General features: G+C 46.4%; 17 protein-coding genes. 13 read left to right on the forward strand and 4 right to left on the reverse strand.

The window, feature by feature from the left end; genetic code table 11:
* Position 1 precedes the first annotated feature (1 nt).
* Positions 2–2,278, forward strand: a complete 2,277-nt coding sequence (gene bglX / locus CI960_RS21535; RefSeq protein WP_005860283.1) for a beta-glucosidase BglX — start codon at positions 2–4, stop codon at positions 2,276–2,278.
* An 18-nt stretch (positions 2,279–2,296) separates the two neighbouring features.
* Positions 2,297–4,090 carry a family 43 glycosylhydrolase gene (locus tag CI960_RS21540; protein WP_005860281.1) on the forward strand — a complete coding sequence of 598 codons (1,794 nt, stop codon included), beginning with the start codon at positions 2,297–2,299 and terminating at the stop codon, positions 4,088–4,090.
* 75 nt (positions 4,091–4,165) lie between these two features.
* Here the strand turns inward: CI960_RS21540 and CI960_RS21545 are convergent, their stop codons facing one another.
* A complete protein-coding gene (locus CI960_RS21545; RefSeq protein WP_005860279.1) occupies positions 4,166–4,441 on the reverse strand; it encodes a DUF2442 domain-containing protein in 276 nt (91 codons plus the stop codon).
* Between the two features lie 180 nt (positions 4,442–4,621).
* On the opposite strand from CI960_RS21545, the gene CI960_RS21550 reads away from it, so the two are divergent.
* The 3 genes from CI960_RS21550 to CI960_RS21560 all read left to right on the forward strand — a co-directional run bounded on the left by CI960_RS21550 (position 4,622) and on the right by CI960_RS21560 (position 7,768).
* Positions 4,622–5,419, forward strand: coding sequence for a prolyl oligopeptidase family serine peptidase (locus CI960_RS21550; RefSeq protein WP_009016761.1), 798 nt, complete (start codon positions 4,622–4,624; stop codon positions 5,417–5,419).
* A 293-nt stretch (positions 5,420–5,712) separates the two neighbouring features.
* Entirely contained in the window at positions 5,713–6,168 is a 456-nt protein-coding gene (locus CI960_RS21555; protein ID WP_005860275.1) for a hypothetical protein, read from the forward strand.
* Between the two features lie 697 nt (positions 6,169–6,865).
* The gene (locus CI960_RS21560; protein ID WP_005860273.1) at positions 6,866–7,768 is read left to right on the forward strand and encodes a YitT family protein; all 903 of its coding nucleotides are present in this window, start codon (positions 6,866–6,868) and stop codon (positions 7,766–7,768) included.
* A gap of 39 nt (positions 7,769–7,807) precedes the next feature.
* Here the strand turns inward: CI960_RS21560 and CI960_RS21565 are convergent, their stop codons facing one another.
* From CI960_RS21565 to CI960_RS21575, 3 genes are all read right to left on the reverse strand, one after another.
* Complete coding sequence (locus CI960_RS21565) at positions 7,808–10,630, reverse strand: pitrilysin family protein (RefSeq protein WP_005860271.1); 2,823 nt, start codon at positions 10,628–10,630, stop codon at positions 7,808–7,810.
* Positions 10,631–10,761: 131 nt separating this feature from the next.
* On the reverse strand, positions 10,762–10,986 hold the full coding sequence (locus CI960_RS21570) for a (4Fe-4S)-binding protein (protein WP_005860269.1): 225 nt from the start codon (positions 10,984–10,986) through the stop codon (positions 10,762–10,764).
* Positions 10,987–11,004: 18 nt separating this feature from the next.
* Positions 11,005–11,304, reverse strand: coding sequence for a GNAT family N-acetyltransferase (locus tag CI960_RS21575; RefSeq protein ID WP_005860267.1), 300 nt, complete (start codon positions 11,302–11,304; stop codon positions 11,005–11,007).
* A 195-nt stretch (positions 11,305–11,499) separates the two neighbouring features.
* Between CI960_RS21575 and CI960_RS21580 the strand changes: the two genes are divergently transcribed.
* The 8 genes from CI960_RS21580 (at position 11,500) to CI960_RS21615 (ending at position 20,623) form a co-directional block, all read left to right on the forward strand.
* On the forward strand, positions 11,500–14,757 hold the full coding sequence (locus CI960_RS21580) for a DUF2723 domain-containing protein (RefSeq protein WP_008778978.1): 3,258 nt from the start codon (positions 11,500–11,502) through the stop codon (positions 14,755–14,757).
* 6 nt (positions 14,758–14,763) lie between these two features.
* The gene (locus CI960_RS21585) at positions 14,764–15,375 is read left to right on the forward strand and encodes a polysaccharide deacetylase family protein (protein ID WP_005860262.1); all 612 of its coding nucleotides are present in this window, start codon (positions 14,764–14,766) and stop codon (positions 15,373–15,375) included.
* The gene (queG, locus tag CI960_RS21590; RefSeq protein WP_005860261.1) at positions 15,375–16,292 is read left to right on the forward strand and encodes a tRNA epoxyqueuosine(34) reductase QueG; all 918 of its coding nucleotides are present in this window, start codon (positions 15,375–15,377) and stop codon (positions 16,290–16,292) included. Before CI960_RS21585 ends, queG begins: the two co-directional genes overlap by 1 nt.
* A gap of 6 nt (positions 16,293–16,298) precedes the next feature.
* The gene (locus tag CI960_RS21595; RefSeq protein ID WP_005860259.1) at positions 16,299–17,588 is read left to right on the forward strand and encodes a S28 family serine protease; all 1,290 of its coding nucleotides are present in this window, start codon (positions 16,299–16,301) and stop codon (positions 17,586–17,588) included.
* Positions 17,589–17,746: 158 nt separating this feature from the next.
* Positions 17,747–18,631 carry a metal ABC transporter solute-binding protein, Zn/Mn family gene (locus tag CI960_RS21600; protein WP_005860257.1) on the forward strand — a complete coding sequence of 295 codons (885 nt, stop codon included), beginning with the start codon at positions 17,747–17,749 and terminating at the stop codon, positions 18,629–18,631.
* Positions 18,615–19,376, forward strand: coding sequence for a metal ABC transporter ATP-binding protein (locus CI960_RS21605; RefSeq protein WP_005860255.1), 762 nt, complete (start codon positions 18,615–18,617; stop codon positions 19,374–19,376). The genes CI960_RS21600 and CI960_RS21605 overlap by 17 nt, the downstream gene beginning before the upstream one ends.
* A 27-nt stretch (positions 19,377–19,403) precedes the next feature.
* Complete coding sequence (locus CI960_RS21610) at positions 19,404–19,610, forward strand: hypothetical protein (RefSeq protein ID WP_005860253.1); 207 nt, start codon at positions 19,404–19,406, stop codon at positions 19,608–19,610.
* Between the two features lie 5 nt (positions 19,611–19,615).
* Positions 19,616–20,623, forward strand: a complete 1,008-nt coding sequence (locus CI960_RS21615; protein WP_005860252.1) for an NAD(P)-dependent oxidoreductase — start codon at positions 19,616–19,618, stop codon at positions 20,621–20,623.
* The last annotated feature ends 1 nt before the right edge of the window (position 20,624 follow it).

Here is a 20,624-nt window from a genome sequence, read left to right on the forward strand (position 1 = left end):
AATGAAAAGGTTAACGACTTTTATCGCTGGTGCGGCCGTTGCCGCTACCTTAGGTGGATGCCAGCAACCCGCTGTAAGTGGCTGGAAAAGCTTCAGCGGCGACAAAAATATTGAACGCCGTGTAGATTCTGTGCTCTCTTTAATGACCTTGGAGGAAAAGGTGGGGCAGATGGCCCAATACTCCTGTAACTGGGATGTGACCGGCCCGGTTATGACGGGGGATTATGAGACTTTGCTGAAACAAGGTCTTGTAGGAAGCTTGTTTAATGTATATACGGTAGATGGCGTACGTAAAATGCAAGAGATGGCTCTGTCCGAGAGCCGTTTGAAGATACCCGTATTGTTTGGTTATGATGTCGTGCACGGCTATCGTACGATTTTCCCGATGCCGTTGGCGGAATCCTGCTCTTGGGATTTGGAGCGGATGCGTAAAAGCGCGGCGATCGCGGCGGATGAGGCGAGCGCTTCCGGTATCGCTTGGACGTTCGCCCCGATGGTGGATATCTCCCGGGATGCCCGTTGGGGACGTGTAATGGAAGGTGCCGGTGAGGATCCGTATTTGGGAAGCTTGATCGCGAAGGCCCGTGTCGAGGGTTTCCAAGGAGGAAACGATTGGCGTTCGTTGGCCGACGTGAATACGGTCTTGGCTTGTTGCAAGCACTTTGCCGCTTATGGGGCCGCTGAGGCCGGACGTGATTATAATACGTCCGAGTTGTCGCAAAATACATTGATGAATTATTATATGCCGCCTTATTTAGCGGCTAAGGAAGCGGGAGTCGCTACGTTCATGGCCTCCTTCAATGAGATCAACGGAGTGCCCAGCACGGGTAATAAATGGTTGATGACCGATTTGTTACGTAAGGACTGGGGCTTCAATGGTTTCGTGGTTACCGATTATACCGGTATCAATGAGATGGTAGCCCATAGTATCGTGCGAAATGACAAGGAGGCTGGGGAACTGGCTGCGAACGCCGGTATCGATATGGATATGACGGGTGGCATCTACAACCAATATCTTGTACAATCCGTGAAAGAGGGTAAAGTCTCGGAAGAGAATATCAACCGTGCCGTGGCGAGCATCTTGGAGATGAAGTTCCTCTTGGGCTTGTTCGATGATCCATATCGTTACTTGGACAATGAGCGTGAGAAGAATACGATCATGAAGCCGGAGTTCTTGCAAGAGGCTCGTGAGACTTCCGCTCGCTCGATCGTCCTTTTGAAGAATGATAATAACTTCTTCCCGATCTCGAAGGATAAGCATATTACGGTAGCCTTGATCGGCCCGATGGTAAAAGATAAGATCAACCAGAATGGCGAGTGGGCCGGCCGGGGTGAGCGTGAGGAGAGTATCTCTTTGTTCGAGGGTCTGACCGAGAAATATGCCGGTACGAACGTGAAGTTCATTTATGCCGAGGGATGTGATCTCTTGACTGATGATTCATCTAAATTCGCTGAGGCGATCGCTACGGCTCGCCGTGCGGATATCGTATTGGCGGCTATGGGCGAGGATTTCAACTGGAGTGGTGAGGCCGCTTGCCGTACGGACTTGAAATTGCCGGGCGCTCAACAAGCCTTGTTGAAAGAATTGAAAAAGACGGGTAAACCTCTAGGTTTGATCTTGGTGAACGGACGTCCTTTGGATCTTTCTTGGGAGGATCAGCATGTCGACGGTATCTTGGAGGCTTGGTATCTGGGTACGATGGCAGGTCATGGTATGGCCGATGTGATCAGTGGCGATTATAATCCGTCCGCTCGCCTGACGATGTCTTTCCCTCGTACGGTAGGTCAATTGCCTCTGTATTACAACCAGAAACCGACAGGCCGCCCGGTTCCTCCGGAAGCTCCGGATACGGATTATAAATCCAGATATATGGATGTGCCTAACACACCGTTGTACCCGTTCGGTTATGGCTTGAGCTATACGACTTTCGCCGTGAACTCTATGAAGCTGGATCAGAACTCTTTCACGAAAGGGGGCAAGATCACGGTAACGGCTGAGGTAGAGAATACGGGTAAGGTGGATGGCGAGACGGTCGTCCAGATGTATATCCGCGACTTGGCGGGTAGCGTGACCCGTCCGGTTAAAGAGCTAAAAGGTTTCGAGAAGGTGGCTTTGAAAGCGGGCGAGAAGAAGCAAGTCTCTTTCACGATTGACGAAGCTTTGCTGGCTTTCTATGGTATCGATATGCAGAAGAAAGCCGAGCCGGGTGATTTCACGGTTTGGGTAGGCTTGAATTCTGCCGACGAGACGAATCAGTCTTCTTTCTCTCTGCGGTAAAAATTAATACATATCAACATGAAACTATTATCAAAATATATCTTTTCCGCTCTATTCTTGGCTGCTTCCGGAGGTTCCGCCACCGCTCAATCCATGCGGGCGAATACGTATTGTAATCCGCTTAATGTGGATTATACGTATATGATTTATAACTCATCGAACAACCTGTCTTACCGTTCGGGTGCGGACCCCGCTGTCGTAGAATTCCGGGGCGAGTATTATATGTTCGTAACCCGTTCGCATGGCTACTGGCATTCGAAAGATTTGTTGAACTGGGATTTTATCACTCCCGGTAAAAACTGGTATCCTCAGGGTTCCAACGCTCCCGCCGCTCATAATTATAAGGATTCCGTGCTTTATGTGATGGGTGATCCGTCCGGCTCCATGAGCGTTCTTTATACCGATGATCCGAAATCGGGTAATTGGAACGCTACTCCTGCTATACTCCACGACCTACAAGACCCGGATTTATTCATCGATGATGACGGGCAAGCTTATTTATTCTGGGGCTCTTCCAATGTTTATCCGCTTCGGGGCAAGAAACTGAATAAGGATGACCGTTTCTTGATCGAGGGTGAGACGGTCGAGCTTTTCGGCTTGGATATGCCGAAGCATGGCTGGGAACGTTTTGGCGAGAACCATACCGATACGGTATTGGGGGGCTATATGGAAGGTGCTTGGCTGACCAAGCACGACGGTAAATATTATATGCAGTATGCCGCCCCCGGTACGGAATTCAACGTATATGCCGATGGTGTTTATGTGGCGGACTCCCCATTAGGTCCGTATAAATACCAATCGCATAACCCGGTAAGCTATAAGCCCGGTGGTTTCATGAATGGTGCCGGACACGGAAGTACCTTGGTGGGGCCGGGTGGCAACTATTGGCATTTCGCCTCTATGTCTCTCTCGGCTACGGTGAATTGGGAGCGTCGCCTCTGCATGTATCCTACTTTCTTCGATAAGGAGGGCATTATGTATTGTGATAATAACTTCGGTGATTATCCGCATTACGCTCCCGCCGAGCCGGGAAAGAAAGGAGAGTTTACGGGGTGGATGTTGCTTTCTTATAAAAAGCCGGTGAAAGCTTCCTCGTATGCGGAGGGTTCCGCTCCCGCCGCGCAAGGATTCACGGAATCGAACCGTCCCAAGACTTCCGCCAATTTCCTTCCGGCCAACTTGACGGATGAGGAATGTAAGACATTCTGGATGGCTCGCACGAATGGAGATACCGAATGGGTAGAGATCGATCTGGAGGCTCCCGCTATGGTATATGCCGTGCAAGTGAATTATCACGATCATCAATCGAATATGTATGGACGTATTCCCGGTTTACGCCACCGTTATGCGGTGGAAGGCTCTTTGGACGGGCAGGATTGGGTAACGTTGGTGGATCGCCGGAATAATTATAAGGATGTCCCGAATGACTACGTACAAGTGGATAATCCGGCTCGTGTCCGTTATGTCCGTTATAAGAATATAGAGGTCCCGACGCCTCATCTGGCGATCTCGGACTTGCGTGTGTTCGGTATCGGTGAGGGCAAGAAACCTGCGACGGTGAAGAACTTCAAGGTCGTTCGCCAAGCGGATCGCCGTGACGCTATGATCACTTGGGACGCTGTCAAAAACAGCCAAGGCTACAACATCCGTTGGGGCATCGCTCCCGATAAACTATACAACTCATGGCTCCTATACGGAAAGAATGAATTACTTTTAAAGAGTCTGTCCACCGACCAGCCTTATTATTTCACCATCGAGGCATTCAACGAGAACGGTGTATCAGAAGCGACAAAAATACAGGAAGCCCAATAATCTTCCGGTATCATTTTCAAATGTATTTTGTAGAGATAGGACAATCTGTCTCTACAAAATACATACAATATTCGATTATTTACTTACTAACGGGTATTTATCTGGATTTGCTATGATAGACAAGCTCAAATCTACATCTAAAGCATCCCAACGAATCCGCTCACGTCCTAATAGTTGGACATTAAACACGTCATCTACGGCAGCACGTTTGAACCATGGGAATTTGTCGTAAGGTAAATAATATTCCCGATCCTTTACCCACAATATTAAGCCATTGCGGGAAATATGTGTTACCTCAGCTCTATTATTTGCCGAAGTGGTTGTTCCATTTGTCTTTGATAACTCGCTCATGTTCAATTATTGTTTGAATTAATCAAATCCATTTATTAGTATAGCCTTTGGACTCATATCCTATATCCTTATTATTGCAAAAGTAATTTTAATCTTGATATTATACAACGCCTTAACAGACTATTTAATTATATTTGCGGAAGTTATCGATCTAAGTAGATAGTATTTACATTTGAATATATGATTATGAAAACACTTAGAAGTATTTTTTTTCTGTCTCTTTGCCTTCTTCTCTCCGTTGCTGGATATGCTGGTGATAAGGCTAGTTTTTTGAAAAAGCAGTTTACGGCTCGTGATGGTTATCAATTGAATTATCGGGTTCTGTATCCCCGAGATTATAATCCGGCGCAGAAATACCCGGTAATCCTGTTCCTGCACGGAGCGGGCGAACGAGGGTCGGATAATGAGGCCCAATTAATACATGGTGGCGATATGTTCGCTTCTTTCGAGAATCAAACCAAATATCCGGCTATCATTATAGCGCCTCAATGCCCGGCCGAGAAGACTTGGTCTGAATATAAGGGATTGAACGCCGGAAAAGAAGGAAAGCGTTTCTATCCGTTGAATGCTCCGGCCACACAATCGATGGCCGCCGTCAAGGAATTATTGGATAGTTATATAGCGGAAGGTAAGGTCGATACGAAACGCATTTACGTAACCGGCCTATCAATGGGAGGTATGGGCACGTTCGATATCGTGATGCGTTACCCGAACCTGTTTGCCGCTGCCACCCCGATCTGTGGTGGAGCAAATTTGCAACGTTTGGCAAACTTTAAGGGCAAGACGGCTTTCAGTATTTATCATGGCGGCTCCGATAGCGTAGTCGATGTACAATTCTCCCGTGACGCTAATGAAGCATTGAAGAAAGCAGGAGCTGATGTCCGTTATAAGGAATTTCCCGGTGTAGACCATAACAGTTGGGATAACGCTTTCGCCGAACCGGATTATCTGGCTTGGATGTTCCAGCATAGCTTGTAAAAACAGAGGTATCATCTCCAGATTTTTTACTTACTAGACATTATTTATCCTTTATAGGTTGGATATCCGGAAAAAGAAGTATATTTGCAATGCTAAACATTTTAAAACCAGAAAGCAGAGTAGAATACCTGCTTCTATTCGGTTGCAGGCATTTTTTTGCCTGTAACCGATCCGATATGACGGTTCCGTACCCCCGTGGAGTGCATTAATGTGCCTCCAGCTTTCTGGTAAAGTGTTTAGCAACGGGTCAGGCGGGACCGTTCTTTTTTCCGCCTGCTTACAACTAATATATTATGGAAGAGGAAAAGATCTATTCCGTAACTGAACCTGTCGGTTCAGAGCAAGACGCTCCGGTTTCGAACATGGAAATGTTGAGTGATGTATTTTTTAAGGAAGAGGCACGACGCTTGAAAGAAGCTTTCTGTTTTGAGAGAGATGCGGATGACCTTGATTATCTGAACCATCAGTTGCAAAGCGTTAAAAATCTGTTGGTAGGTCTAAAACTGCCGTGGATACAAATAGCACCAATTTTGTACAGATGTATGGCCGTTTATCTGCAGCGTCCCGATCAACATGTAAGTAATATGAAAGTTCGCTACCTGTCAACGCAATTGATGGATGGGGTTTTGCTTTTATCCCAGAACGGACGGCTCATCAATGACTTGCTCATGTTTTTCGACCGCCAGCTTAAGGATATTCAACGCTTGCGGGAAGAGAAGTGTGAGGAAATGGAGAATGTGAGATTGTAAGTCTATATTTGCAGCTCATACATACTTGGTTGTAGAGACGGGGCACGCCCCGTCTCTACAATTGGATGAAAGGGCTTATGCGTGTTCTGGTTAGAATATCAATGTGACAATTTGTAAACTGAAGTCCTTGAGAATCGATTATTTCGGGCCAAAGTACGTCTCGTCTCCTAAAAACGAAAGAAAAAAACAGCAATCGTCTATCCGCTAGTGACTTGTTGAAAAACGGCCTTTTATTCTAGCGAAATTAATTCATCCTATCTCATATCTTATGCCTTATGGCCCAGTCGTTAGGGGGCAACAATGCCCATTATAAGGTAGTCATATCGCCCATTATGACCATATGTGTAGCCTATCGTGACTATATGTGTGGGTTTACGCCTGTACAGGCGTGGGTGAACGGGACTATATGTGTAATCTAACGAGGGTATTCTTATCGAAAAACGGGTCTTTTTGTGTGGAAAAGGCGTATAAATGCCTGCTTTCTCCTTCATGTTCTCGTTTATAGAGCTTTTCTAAATAAAGGTGATGTTATATAAAAGGGGTTATTACTGATAAATAGTTAACATTCCTTGGCTTTTGCTTACGTCTCTGTAAATAGGGGAAAGTGAACCATTATATTTCCGGCTAAATATAAGGTGAAGCATTTCCTATCAATAACTTTCATTACCTTTGCGCCCGCTAAAAATAAACAAATGAGATGAAATCTACTTTATCAATTTCTTCCTTATCCAGACAAGTCCTGCTTCGGGAGACACGGGACTATTTAATGATCGCTCTTGGGATGATCCTTTACGGTATCGGATGGACCGTTTTCCTTTTGCCGAATGACATTACGACAGGTGGAGTGCCGGGTATCGCTTCCATTGTTTTCTGGGCTACGGGATTTCCCGTTCAGTACACTTACTTCCTCATTAATGCCGTCTTGCTGATGCTTGCCTTGAAAATATTAGGTTTTAAGTTCAGTATCAAGACGATCTTCGCCGTGTTTACGCTTACTTTTTTCTTGTCCCTTATCCAGGAGCTGACAGCCGGGATGCATTTATTACAAGATCAACCGTTTATGGCATGTGTGCTGGGAGCCTCCTTCTGCGGAAGTGGTATCGGTATCGCTTTCTCCTCGAACGGTAGTACGGGTGGAACGGATATTATTGCCGCTATCATCAATAAATACCGGGATATAACGCTGGGGCGGGTCATGATGATCTGCGATATGATTATTATCACCTCCAGTTATTTCGTGCTAAAGGATTGGGAGAAAGTGGTATATGGTTTCGTAACGTTATATGTTTGTAGTTTCGTGCTGGATCAGATCGTGAACAGTGCCCGCCAGTCCGTGCAATTCTTTATCATCTCGAAGAAGTATCAAGAGATTGGTAAGGAGATTAATGCGTTGCATCGAGGGGTTACGGTGATCGATGCTACCGGGTTATATACGGGGCAAGAACAGAAGATGATGTTCGTACTCGCTAAAAAACGGCAATCCACTACGATTTTCCGTATCATTAATGATATTGATCCGACCGCCTTTGTATCCCAAAGCGCCGTAATCGGGGTTTATGGGGAAGGATTCGATCATTTTAAACTAAAGAAATCAAAGTAGAGACGGGGCGTGCCCCGTCTCATCCCCTCAAAATAGTAACTAGGGTTGCATGATAACTTCTACCCGGTTACCCTGTCCCAAAAGCTTTTGGGCGAATGCCTTTATCTTCTCGGGAGTCAACGCATTAACAATCAACTCATAATCCGTATCGGTATCAAATCCTTTATAATAATAATCATCCAATACGTTCAACCAATAGCTGTTCTCCTGCAAGACTTCCGCATGACGTTTCAGCAGGTTATCCTGTGTTTTCTTGAAATCTTCTTGACGAGGGCCTACCTCGGAAAGCCGTTTCAACTCATTGCGGACAATCGTGTTCATCTGCTCCCACTTAGCCGGGTCCGTATCGAAGAATATCTGTAATGTCGTTCTTCCTTCCGGGAAAGGTGAGATTCTAGCGGATACACCAACGCCATACGTTCCTCCTTCTTTCTCGCGTACCTTCTCGTAATATACCAAGTCCATAACTTGTTTCAATGCGGTAGCGGTGATGATATTCTCCAGATTGTACTCCATCTGTCCGGTATAGAGGTTGGCTACCGTTACTTTCGGGATTTCCATGGAGCGGTTGAATCGATTCATATAGTCTCCCTTACGCGTCGATGGAACCTCCGCCGGATTTCCCTTCTCAATTTTTCCTTGGGATGGCAATGTCGCTAAATACTGCTCTATATACGGACGGATACTATCAATCTGGATATTACCTACAAACGTGAATACGAAACCGGAAGCATCCGAGAAGCGTTCCTTGCGCATCTCCATGATACGAGGATAACTGATATGTTCGAAATCTTGTGGACGAAGACGTGACGCACGAGGATTATCTCCGTAAACCGCTTTAGACAAAGAGTCGCTGAAAGCGACCATCGGATTTAACTCCATATTCTGCAATTGCGCTTTTGTCCGTGTCTCGAAAGATGCGTAGGCCTCCTCGTCCATGCGGGGAGCCGTGAAGCTAAGGTAAATTAACTCGAATAAGGTTCGCAAATCGGAAGGAGCGGCCATTCCGTTCACGTTCTCACTATCTTGACTGAGCGATAGGGCGCAAGATACCTTCTTTCCGGCCAGACGCTTACTTAGATCCGTGGCGGAGAAATTGCCCAATCCACCTATCTCGATCACGTCATTGAAAACTTTTAAGTTATCAATATCCTTCGTGCCGAATAAAGTGCTTCCTCCCGGGCTGGTAGCGGTCATGATGATCTCGTCCTTCTTGAATTCGGTAGGCTTCAATACCACCTTGATACCATTGCTTAAGGTAAATACTGTCGCTCCGAAGCGCTGGCCGGTCTTTGTCTCCGTGATCCGGCCCGGGGTCGGCAAGGTCGGGACTAAAGGCTCGTTGGAGACAGTTTCCTTATAAGGCTCTACCGGCATCTGTCGTGCTTTGAGGAACGTACGGAGCAGGTTCTCCTCGGTCGGGTATTTTATACCTTCTTTATCCGGTCCGGTTAACCCGATCACGATATTATCCTCTCCGATCATATCTTGGATATATTGGTTGACTTGCTCTACCGGGATATTCTGGGCGATCTGGTTCAATAGCGTGTATTCCATCTCAATGCCCGGGATATAACCGCCGTTGGTGAAATGGTTCACGTATTCACGGACATAAGCGTCGTTCTTTTGGTTATTCCGCTCGTTGTAAGCGGACTCGTATTGTTTCAACACGTTGATGCGTGCCCGTTCATACTCGGATGGCGTAAAGCCATATTGTTTTACCCGTTGGGTCTCTTTGACAAGCGTGGTCAGTGTGGAATCGATCTCGCCTTCCTTGGCAAGAGCGGCTACGGTCCATGCTCCCTTGCTCTTCGCGATCATGAAATTATCATCGTCGTAGGCTTGGGCATAGATAAACGGAGGATTCGCTTGATGTAAGATATCATCGAAACGCTCGTCCATGATCGACGCGCATATTTGCTGGATATAGTCCTTTACCAATCCGGCAATCGTACGATTCAAGTCGTTGGGCAATTTATCGTGTTTATAGAAGATATAAAGGATCGTATTGGATGCCTCCTTGTCTTTGGCGATCGAGATCAGAGGTAGATCATTGTCGGGAACCGATACTTGTTCCCGTTTTGCCGGGTTGACCGGGGCAGGGACATCGGCGAACATCTTTTTGATCGTTGCCTCCACTTGATCTACATTTACGTCTCCCACGATGATAATCGCTTGCAAGTCCGGACGATACCATTTTTTGTAGTAAGCCCGCAACTCGTCCGGCTTGAAGTTCTCGATCACGTCGATCGAACCGATCGGCATCCGGTTCGCGTAACGGCTTCCCGGGTACATCTTGGGTAGTTGCTGCTCCCATAGACGAGTCTGGGCATCCTGTCGGGTACGCCATTCCTCACGGATGACCCCACGTTCTTTCTGGATAGCCGAGTCGGTCAAGGCTAGGAACCCGGACCAATCGTGAAGGATCAATAAGCAAGAATCAACCACGCCGCTTTTGTTGACAGGGGCGTTGGTAATCATGTAGACGGTCTCATCAAAGGAGGTATAGGCGTTGAAGTTTTCCCCGCTGCGCATACCTACACTCTCGATATATTCGTCCATCCCGTTATTCGGGAAGTTCCTACTGCCGTCGAATGCCATATGTTCCAAGAAGTGAGCCAAACCTCGTTGATTCTCTTCCTCTAAGATGGAGCCTACGTTTTGGGCGATGTAAAAGTCTGCCCGGTCTTTGGGCTGATCGTTGTGACGGATGTAGTAGGTCAATCCGTTACTCAATTTCCCGTATCGAACCTTTGGGTCGATCGGAAGCGGTTCGGGTTCCTGCATCTCTTGTGCCATCACTTGTGTGAAAGCGACGAAACAAAGCAGGATTGCCGTTAAGATAGAATGTCTTTTTATCATATTTGTTTCATTGATAGTGAATCTAGATCACAAAACTAGCAAAAAATCATAGAAAGAGGTCCTTATGGCGAAAAAAGGAGTATCCGATACGGAATACTCCTTTCTATCAAGATGAGACAGGCGGGGGGGCCTCATTTCACCTCTTTATTCATTCGGTATGTCAACGCGCCAGACGGACATTGATTGATTTGGGCAATTAATTCCGCGGTTGTCGCGTTCTCTATCTGTATCCAGGGTCTCTCCTTCGGCTTATAGACACCGGGAAGAGTCTTTACACAGATACCGGCATGTTGACATAACTCCGGTTGCCAGATAATGGTGAGTTCACCATTCGTATATTCGATCTTCTTGCCCATATAATTTTGTTATAAATATTAAACATGTATACCACTCATTACGATGCGTTTCCAATCCGGATGCTTCTGGATATATCCAGCTACGAACGGACATAACGGAACGAGACGTAAGTCTTTCTTCTCGATATCCAAGAGCACTTTCTCCACCAATTGGCTACCAATTCCTTTACCTCCAAGCTCCATGGGAACCTCAGTGTGGGTGAGATAAATTACCCCATCCTTATTTTTTATATACTCTATTCTGGGAACGTATCGCTCTATATGAAATTCATATTGGTGGCGTTCTTCATTATCAATTAGTTCATAATTTTCTTTCATCTCCCTATAATTTTAATACTCAACTATTCTATTAACACTTGAGTGATAAGGTTTGTTTAATATAATTCTAATCTATTCTATATAATTTATAGGGGAATGGAACGTTAGGTATTAAACGTAAATGATTACCTTTGCGGCCGACTGCCCGTGTGGGTATGCAAGTAGAAACAATTAATTATCACACTTATACAAAGTATGGGAAAGTACAAACTAATCAACAACGTGTTGGGGTGGGTCGTTTTTTTGATCGCTTCTACCGTTTATCTGATGACAATGGAACCCACCGCCAGTTTCTGGGATTGTGGTGAGTTTATCTCTTCGGCATACAAATTGGAAGTAGGGCATCCGCCCGGAGCTCCTTTCTTCATGTTAACAGCCAATTTATTTACGCAGTTCGCCTCGGACCCTTCCAAGGTGGCGGTAATGGTCAATACGATGTCCGCCCTCTTTAGCGGCCTGACGATCTTATTCCTTTTCTGGAGTATTACTCATTTGGCTCGTAAGATTATCGTGGAAGACGATAAGACGATGTCTCTGGGACAGATGATTACGATCATGGGTTGCGGTTTGGTAGGTTCTTTGGCTTATACGTTTAGCGATACTTTCTGGTTTAGCGCCGTGGAGGGCGAGGTATATGCTTATTCTTCCTTGTTTACCGCCTTGGTATTCTGGTTGATCCTGAAATGGGAAGAAGCCGCCGATCGTCCGCATGCCGATCGTTGGATCGTGCTGATCGCTTATTTGATGGGTCTGAGTATCGGTGTCCATTTGCTGAATTTATTGTGTATCCCGGCTATCGTGCTGGTATATTATTATAAGAAATTCCCGAATCCTACGATGAAGGGTACGCTGATCGCTTTATTGGTGTCGTTCGCTATCGTGGGCTTGATGATGTATGGTGTCGTACAAGGCTTGGTTGAGGTTTGCGGTTATTTCGAGCTGTTGTTTGTCAATACGTTCGGTATGCCGTATAACTCGGGTGTATATGCGTTCGTAATTATCTTGGCGGCTTCCTTGATCTGGGCGATCTGGGAGACGATGCAAGACGAGATCCATCCGGTGCGGATGAAGATATCCTTTATTCTCTCGATCGTATTGTTGGGTATTCCGTTTATCGGTAGTGGTTACGTGATCGCCGTGATCCTCACGGCTGCCTTGACGGCTTATTTGTTCATGAGCAAGAAGGTAAATATCAAGATGCTGAATACGATCTTGGTCTGCTTGATGGTAATTGTAGTGGGTTATTCATCCTATGCCTTGACATTGATCCGTGCGACAGCCGATACGCCTATGAACCAAAACGCTCCGCAAGATATCTTTACCTTGCGTACCTATTTGGCTCGCGAGCAATACGGTAAGACTCCGTTGATCTACGGTCAGACCTATGTCTCTGAGGTGAAGCGTGAGAACCAAGGCGGCACTTGTGTACCTGTATCGAAAGAGGGTGAGCCGACTTGGAGCCGTGTCATTAAGAAAGATAAAAACGAGAAGGATCATTATTATATCTCTCGTTACGATACGGAATACGAATACGTGGATGAGTTGAGTATGCTTTTCCCCCGTATGTATAGTAGCGACGGACGTCATGTGGCTGCTTATAAGGAGTGGGCACAAGTGAAAGGTACACCGGTGAAGTTCAACCGTTGCGGTGAGATGGTGACGGTGATGAAACCTACATTTGCCGAGAATTTGCGTTATTTCTTCGCTTATCAGCTGAATTTCATGTACTGGCGTTATTTCATGTGGAACTTCTCCGGACGGCAGAACGATATACAAGGTAACGGTGAGGTCTCGAATGGTAACTGGATAACCGGTATTCCGTTTATTGATGAGGCTTTAGTGGGCCCGCAAGAGGATATGCCGTTCGATATTATCAACAATAAGGGGCATAACGTATATTATATGTTACCGCTTCTATTGGGTATCTTGGGGCTTCTATTCCAAGCTTATGCCGGAAAGAAGGGCATTCAGGGATTCTGGATCACGTTCTTCTTGTTCTTTATGACGGGTATCGCGATCGTGCTTTACTTGAACCAGACGCCGTATCAACCTCGTGAGCGAGACTATGCGTATGCCGGATCATTCTATGCGTTCTGTATATGGATCGGTTTCGGTGTGGCGGCCTTGGCGAAAGGATTGCAGAAGTATGGCAAGTTATCTCCGGTGATAGCGGGTTCTGTCGCTACGGTACTCTGCTTGTTGGTTCCTATCCAGATGGGTGCGCAGAACTGGGACGACCATGATCGCTCGAACCGTTATGTTTGCCGTGATTTCGGTGCGAACTATTTGGAATCTTGCGAGCCGAACGCTGTCATATTTACGAATGGTGATAATGACACATTCCCGTTGTGGTACGCACAGGAGGTGGAAGGTATCCGTACGGATGTACGTGTATGTAATACGAGCTATTTGCAAACCGACTGGTATATCAACCAAATGAAGAAGCAAGCATACGAATCCGATCCGCTTCCAATCTCTTGGCAACCGGAGGATTATGTGCAAGGTACTCGTGATGCCGCTTATGTATTCCCGATGACGGATAAATCGATTGATCTGAAGACCGCTCTTGATTTCGTTCGTAGTAACGATCCGAAGTTTAAGAAGATCCCGGGTATCAATCAAGAATTAGATTATATTCCTGCGCAGACATTGACGATGGGGGTAGATTCCGCCGCGGTTATGGCTGCTGGCGTGATCGATACTGCTAACTTGCCGTATTTGCAGAAAGAGATGAAGATTGACTTGAAAGGCAAGGATGTCTTGGGTAAGCAAGAGTTGATTATCTTGGATATGTTGCAGACGAATGACTGGAACCGTCCGATCTATTACGCGATTACCGTAAGCCCGGATCAGTTCGTGAAATTGGATCCGTACTTCCAGCAGACCGGTATGGCTTATCAGATCGTTCCGATGGAGACACAGGGAACTGTTCGTTCGATCAATACGGAGAAGATGTATGACAACGTGATGAATAAGTTCAAATGGGGTGGTGTCAATACGCCGGGTGTGTACTTGGATGAGAATGTAATGCGGATGTGCAAGAGCTATCGTATCGCATTGTTCAGCAAGCTGGCTGCCGCTTTGGTCGCTGAGGGCAAGAATGAGAAAGCACTGAACGTATTGGATAAGGCGATGGAAGTATTGCCTCCCGAGAATGTTCCGTTGGATTATAGCGCTCTTTCTTTAGGTGAGCTGTATTACGAGTTGGGCCAGAAGGAGAAGGCGGAGATGGTTTATAAAGGTATAGCGGACAATGCGTTGCGCAGTATAAACTGGTATTTCCGTTTGCGTCCGGGGCAATTATCATCTGTCGAGAGTGATTTAGGTCATAACTTGGCGGTTCTCCAAGAGGTATTGCGTGTGAGCAAACAATACAATCCGGAGTTCGCTAAGCCTTATCAAGAGGAATTTGATAATTACCGTATGGCGTACGGATCAGTGGCAAAAGACTAACAAAGTATGTTTATAGAACAACCGCCTTGGTTTTACAGGGCACTGTTCCCGGGGGTAACTTGGCGAATACCGGCAGAGAAGAAGTGTGTGTATCTCACCTTCGACGACGGCCCGATTCCCGAGGTTACCCCTTGGGTTTTAGATATATTGGATACGTATGGGATCAAGGCTACCTTTTTTATGGTAGGGGATAATGTACGTAAGCATCCCGAGGTCTTCCAGATGGTGATAGATCGTGGGCACCGTGTCGGTAACCATACGTTCAACCATATCCAAGGTATCAAGTTCTGGACGAAGAATTATTTGGCGAATGTGGAGAAGGCAGCCGAATATATTCCCAGCAATTTATTTCGGCCTCCTCATGGGCATATGCGTTTTCCGCAGGTAGTATGGCTTCGCCGCCATTATCATATCGTGATGTGGGATGTGGTCACCCGCGATTATAGCCCGCATATGACTCCGAATGGTGTCTTCAACGTGGTAAAGAACTATACCCGTAATGGTTCCGTTATCGTCTTCCACGATTCCTTGAAAGCCGAGCGTAATATGCGTGAGGCAATGCCCCGGGCTGTCGAATGGCTCTTAAAGGAAGGCTACGAGTTTAAAGTTTTTGAATAATGGGTATCTCCCAGTTTATAAAAGATAAAGCTATGGAATTAGGCTTTTCCGCTTGCGGTATCGCTGAAGTAGCGAAGGCCGGGAGCGAGGAGGCTTATTTTGACCAATGGATCGCGGAAGGCTACCATGCTGGAATGAAATACATGGAGAATCATCGGGAAATCCGTCTCAATCCGGATGGCTTGGTGGAAGGTGCCAAATCAGTTATCTCAGTAGCCTTGAATTATTATCCGAAAGTTCTCCGGAATCCGGCGGAACCTTATATCTCGTATTATGCGTACGGAGAAGATTATCACGGGGTCGTAAAGGATAAACTTCGCCAATTATGGAAAGCGATAACCGAGCATCATCCCTCCAACAATGAGGCCCGTGTATTCACGGACTCCGCCCCTCTGTTAGAGCGTTATTGGGCTTGGAAAGCCGGTTTGGGATGGATCGGAAAGAATACGAATCTAATCATCCCGGGCAAAGGCTCTTTCTTTTTCCTTGGGGAGATCGTGACAACTTTGGTAGTCGATACCTATGATTCCCCCAAAAAGAATCACTGCGGTTCCTGCATCCGCTGTTTGGACGCTTGTCCTACCGGAGCCTTGGAAGGGCCGAAACGTTTGAATGCCCGTAAATGTATCTCTTATCTTACGATTGAGCATCGTGGAGAAATCCCTGTTGAGCAAGCCGTCCTTTTAGGTAACCGTATCTATGGATGCGACACCTGCCAAGCCGTTTGTCCTTGGAACCGCTTCGCTATGCCTACGGCAGTAGCAGCCTTTCATCCCACCCCTTCTTTGCTCTCCCTTAAAAAAGACGACCTCAAGGCATTGAGCCGTGAGGATTATAATCGTATCTTTGCGCATTCGGCGGTGAAACGCGCCAAATATGAGGGATTATTACGAACAATACAATATCTAAAAGACTAAATTACCATGAGAAGAACATTTAACTTCTTGCTTCTTTTCTTCCTGTCGGTGATGACGGTAATGGCCGCTCCCGGAGATTTACAAGAGAAGCTTGCCGCTCTAAAAGGAATTAGTGGCATTGAAAAACTTCAATCCGATTATTATCCGGAGAAATATGTAGTACGTATTACTCAGCAGGTCGATCCGAAAGACCCCGCCGCCGGAACATTTACGCAACGGGTTATCGTAGGCCATGTAGGTTATGATCGTCCTACCATTATCGTGACCGAAGGATATGGAGCGGCTTATGCGCTCAATCCGAAATATCAAGAAGAACTATCTAAACTATTGAATGCGAACTTAGTATTCGTGGAGTACCGTTATTTCTTGGAGTCGACGCCGGAACCTAAAAACTGGGATTATCTGACCGCCGAGAACTCTGCGTACGATTTACATAACGTCCGCAATACATTCAAGCAGATCTATCCGGGAAAATGGATCAGTACCGGTATCAGTAAGGGGGGGCAGACTACAATGCTTTACCGTGCCTTTTTCCCGGACGACGTGGATTTCTCCGTTCCTTATGTCGGTCCGTTATGTAAAGGTGTAGAGGATGGCCGCCACGAACCTTTCTTACGTAAGGTAGGTACGAAAGCGGAACGCGAGAAGATACAGGATTTTCAATTGGAAGTCTTGAAACGTAAGTCCGATATGCTTCCTTTATTGGAGAGCTATTGTAAGAATAAAAACCTGACATTCCGTATCCCGATGCCCGAGGTATTGGATTATTGCGTACTGGAATATTCATTCGCTCTTTGGCAGTGGGGAACTTCGGTAAGTATGATCCCTTCCAAGTCTGCCGACGATCAGGCGCTCTTCGATCATTTGATGGAAATCAGCGGTCCTGATTATTTCGCCGAGAACCAGCCGAATATCTCTTTCTTCGTACAAGCTGCCCGTGAGCTCGGTTATTATGGCTATGACGTAAAACCTTTCAAGAAATACCTTACGATCGATAGCGCCCATGGATACCTAAACCGTATCATGCTTCCCGAGGAACTGGTCGGTAAAGTAGACTTCCGTCCGGCTCTGTACCACAAGATCTATAACTTCTTGAAAGACAACGATCCGAAAATGATCTTCATCTATGGCGAGATCGACCCGTGGAGCGCGGCCATGGTTCCCGCTTTCAAAGGCAAGAAGAACGAGCAAATCTATATCCAGCCCCGAGGCAGCCATCGTGCCCGTATCGGCAATATGCCGGAGGATATGAAGGAGCGGATCCTTACACAGATGAATAAATGGCTGGCCGAGTAAAAATAGAGTAGCCTATTTTTTCCCTATAAAATCCCCGTATTATTACTTATCGGTTGTAATACGGGGATTTTGTCAGACTGCTTCCTGATAACTTTGAATCGTCTCCTTGCTGCCTTATTACCCGATATTCGTTACCTTTGCGAAAATATATATGTGGTATGAAAGAATTTAAGGTATTGATATCAGCTCTTTTCGTCTTGATACTTATGGCCTGCGGCGATAAGCGGGCAGATGAGAGGATCGTTTCCGTGACGATTGAGCCGCAACGGTATTTTGCGGAGAAGATAGCCGGAGATAAATTTAAGATTAATTGTGTGGTTCCGGCAGGGCAAAGTCCGGAGACGTATGATCCTACACCGCAGCAAATGGTGCAGGTGGGTAAAAGCCAAGGCTATTTAAGGATCGGATCGATCGGGTTCGAACAGGCTTGGATGGATAATATCCGGAATAATAATCCGGGACTCAAGGTTTTTGACCTGTCCGAAGGAATTGATTTACTTAAAAGCCCCGAGGAAGAAGAGGAACATGATCACCACCACCATCATCATCCCGGAGGCGTCGATCCGCATACGTGGAGCTCTATCTCTGGAGCGAAGGTGATCGCCAAGAACACTTTGGATGCCTTTGTGTCTTTGGACCCGGAGAATAAGGAATATTACCAAGCGAATTATGAACAACTGACGAAAGAAATCGGAGAGACGGAAAAGACCGTTTCCGGTTTGTTACATTCTCTTGACAATAAGACATTTATTATTTACCATCCGGCCCTGACCTATTTGGCTAACGAATATGGCTTGACCCAGCTTTGCATCGAGATGGACGGAAAAGAACCGTCTCCCGCACAATTAAAGGAACTGGTCGAGACCGCACGGGAACATAATGCGAAAGTCGTGTTTATCCAGCGGGAGTTTGACCAGAAGAACGCCGAGTTGATCGCTAAAGAAACAGGTTGCCGTCTGATCCCGATCAATCCGCTGGATTACGATTGGAGTAAGGAAATGATTCATATCGCAAAATCGTTAGCCGATGGACAAGCTGATTGAGTTGAGAGAGGTTACCGCCGGATACGGTAATAAGATCGCCTTACGTAACGTAACGCTGGATGTGTGGAAAAATGATTTCTTGGGAATTATCGGACCGAATGGCGGCGGGAAAACGACGCTTTTAAAGGTGATACTAGGTCTATTGCCTCCTATTTCCGGAACGATTCGTTTTTACGATGAAAATGTAGAGGTTCCTTCCTTGAAGATCGGTTATCTACCCCAAATGAGCCAGATCGATAAGAAGTTTCCGATCTCGGTACGGGAAGTGATCTCTTCCGGTTTATCCGCGGAGAAACCTTTGTTCCGTCCATTCAATAGATCCCAGAGAGAGCGTGTAGACGAGGTGATCGTACAGATGGGATTGGAGGAGTTGGCGGGCAGGGCCATCGGTGAGCTTTCCGGCGGCCAGTTGCAGCGGGTCTTATTGGGGCGTTCTATTGTCTCCCGTCCGCAGGTATTGATCTTGGATGAGCCTAATTCGTATGTGGATAAACGATTCGAGTCTCGTTTTTATCAGCTCTTGGAAGATATCAATAAAGAGAGCGCTATCATCTTGGTTTCCCATGATATCGGTACGGTTTTGACGATGGTGAAAAATATCGCTTGCGTAAACGAGACTTTGCATTATCACCCGGGAGCGAATGTCTCTGAGGAATGGTTGGGCGAGAAATACGCTTGTCCGATCGAGTTGGTGGGGCATGGTGACTTGCCGCACCGAGTCTTGAAGAAACACCAACACGAATAATTCTTTTTCACGAATAACTCTATTTTTATGATACCACAAATCATTTGCTGGATAAGCTTGCCGGAGATCGGTTATATCGTAGGTATTGCCGTAATCCTGTTCGGATGTAAGGCCGTATCGCAAAACCCTTTCATCAGTAAGAAACAAAAGATTCTTTGGATGCTGACGATCCTGTTCTTGAATTGGATCGGGTTGTTGTGGTATTATTATACATTTTATATGAAAGAAAAATGAAGGATATGAAGATATTGATAACCGGAGCGAGTGGTTTTATCGGCGGTTTCTTGGTAGAGGAGGCGCTTCGCCGTGGCTATGAGACGTGGGCGGGTATCCGTGCGGGTAGCAGTAAAGCGCATCTGCAAGATAAGCGGATTCATTTCATCGACTTGAAATATGGCGATCAGGAAGCGCTTACGGCTCAACTCTCAGACTTTGCCCGTGAGCATGGGGCATGGGATTATGTGATCCATAACGCCGGGTTGACGAAGACATTGGATAAGCGAAACTTTTTCCGTGTGAACGCCGAGAATACGCATCGATTTATCGAGGCTTTAGCCGCCGCCGGCTGCAAACCGAAGAAATTCCTCTTGATGAGCAGCCTAAGCAGCTATGGGCGAGGCGACGAGAAGACTTTCCGCCCGATACACTTGGACGATCCGCAGCGGCCGGACACGGCTTATGGCCAAAGTAAGCTAGAGGCGGAGAACTACATCCGTAAACAAACCTATTTTCCTTACGTGATCTTGCGGCCTACAGGAGTATACGGGCCGGGTGAGAAGGATTATTTCATGGAAATACAAAGCGTAAAGTCGGGACTCGATTTCGCCGTAGGCGCTATTCCCCAGCGAATCACGTTTATCTATGTAAAAGATTTAGCGACCGTGGCCTTCCTTTCCCTTGAGAAAGAGGAGATAGAGAACCGGCATTATTTTGTAGCCGACGGAGATGTCTACACGGATGAGTCTTTTGCCCGTATGATACAAGATATCTTAGGAAAGAAGCGGGTATTGCATGCCCGTATACCGCTGGGATTGGTGCGTATCGCTTGCCACTGTTCAGAATGGATCGGTAAGTTGTTGAAGAAAAGTATGACGCTAAATAGTGATAAATACATCATCTTGAAGCAGCGTAACTGGATTTGCGATGTCACGCCTCTTCAAGATGATTTAGGTTTTATCCCGGCCTATCCTTTACGTAAAGGCTTGGAAGAAAGTATCGAATGGTATAAAAAGGAGGGGTGGTTGTAAG

The organism is Parabacteroides sp. CT06 (assembly GCF_002257605.1).
Taxonomy (GTDB): domain Bacteria; phylum Bacteroidota; class Bacteroidia; order Bacteroidales; family Tannerellaceae; genus Parabacteroides; species Parabacteroides distasonis.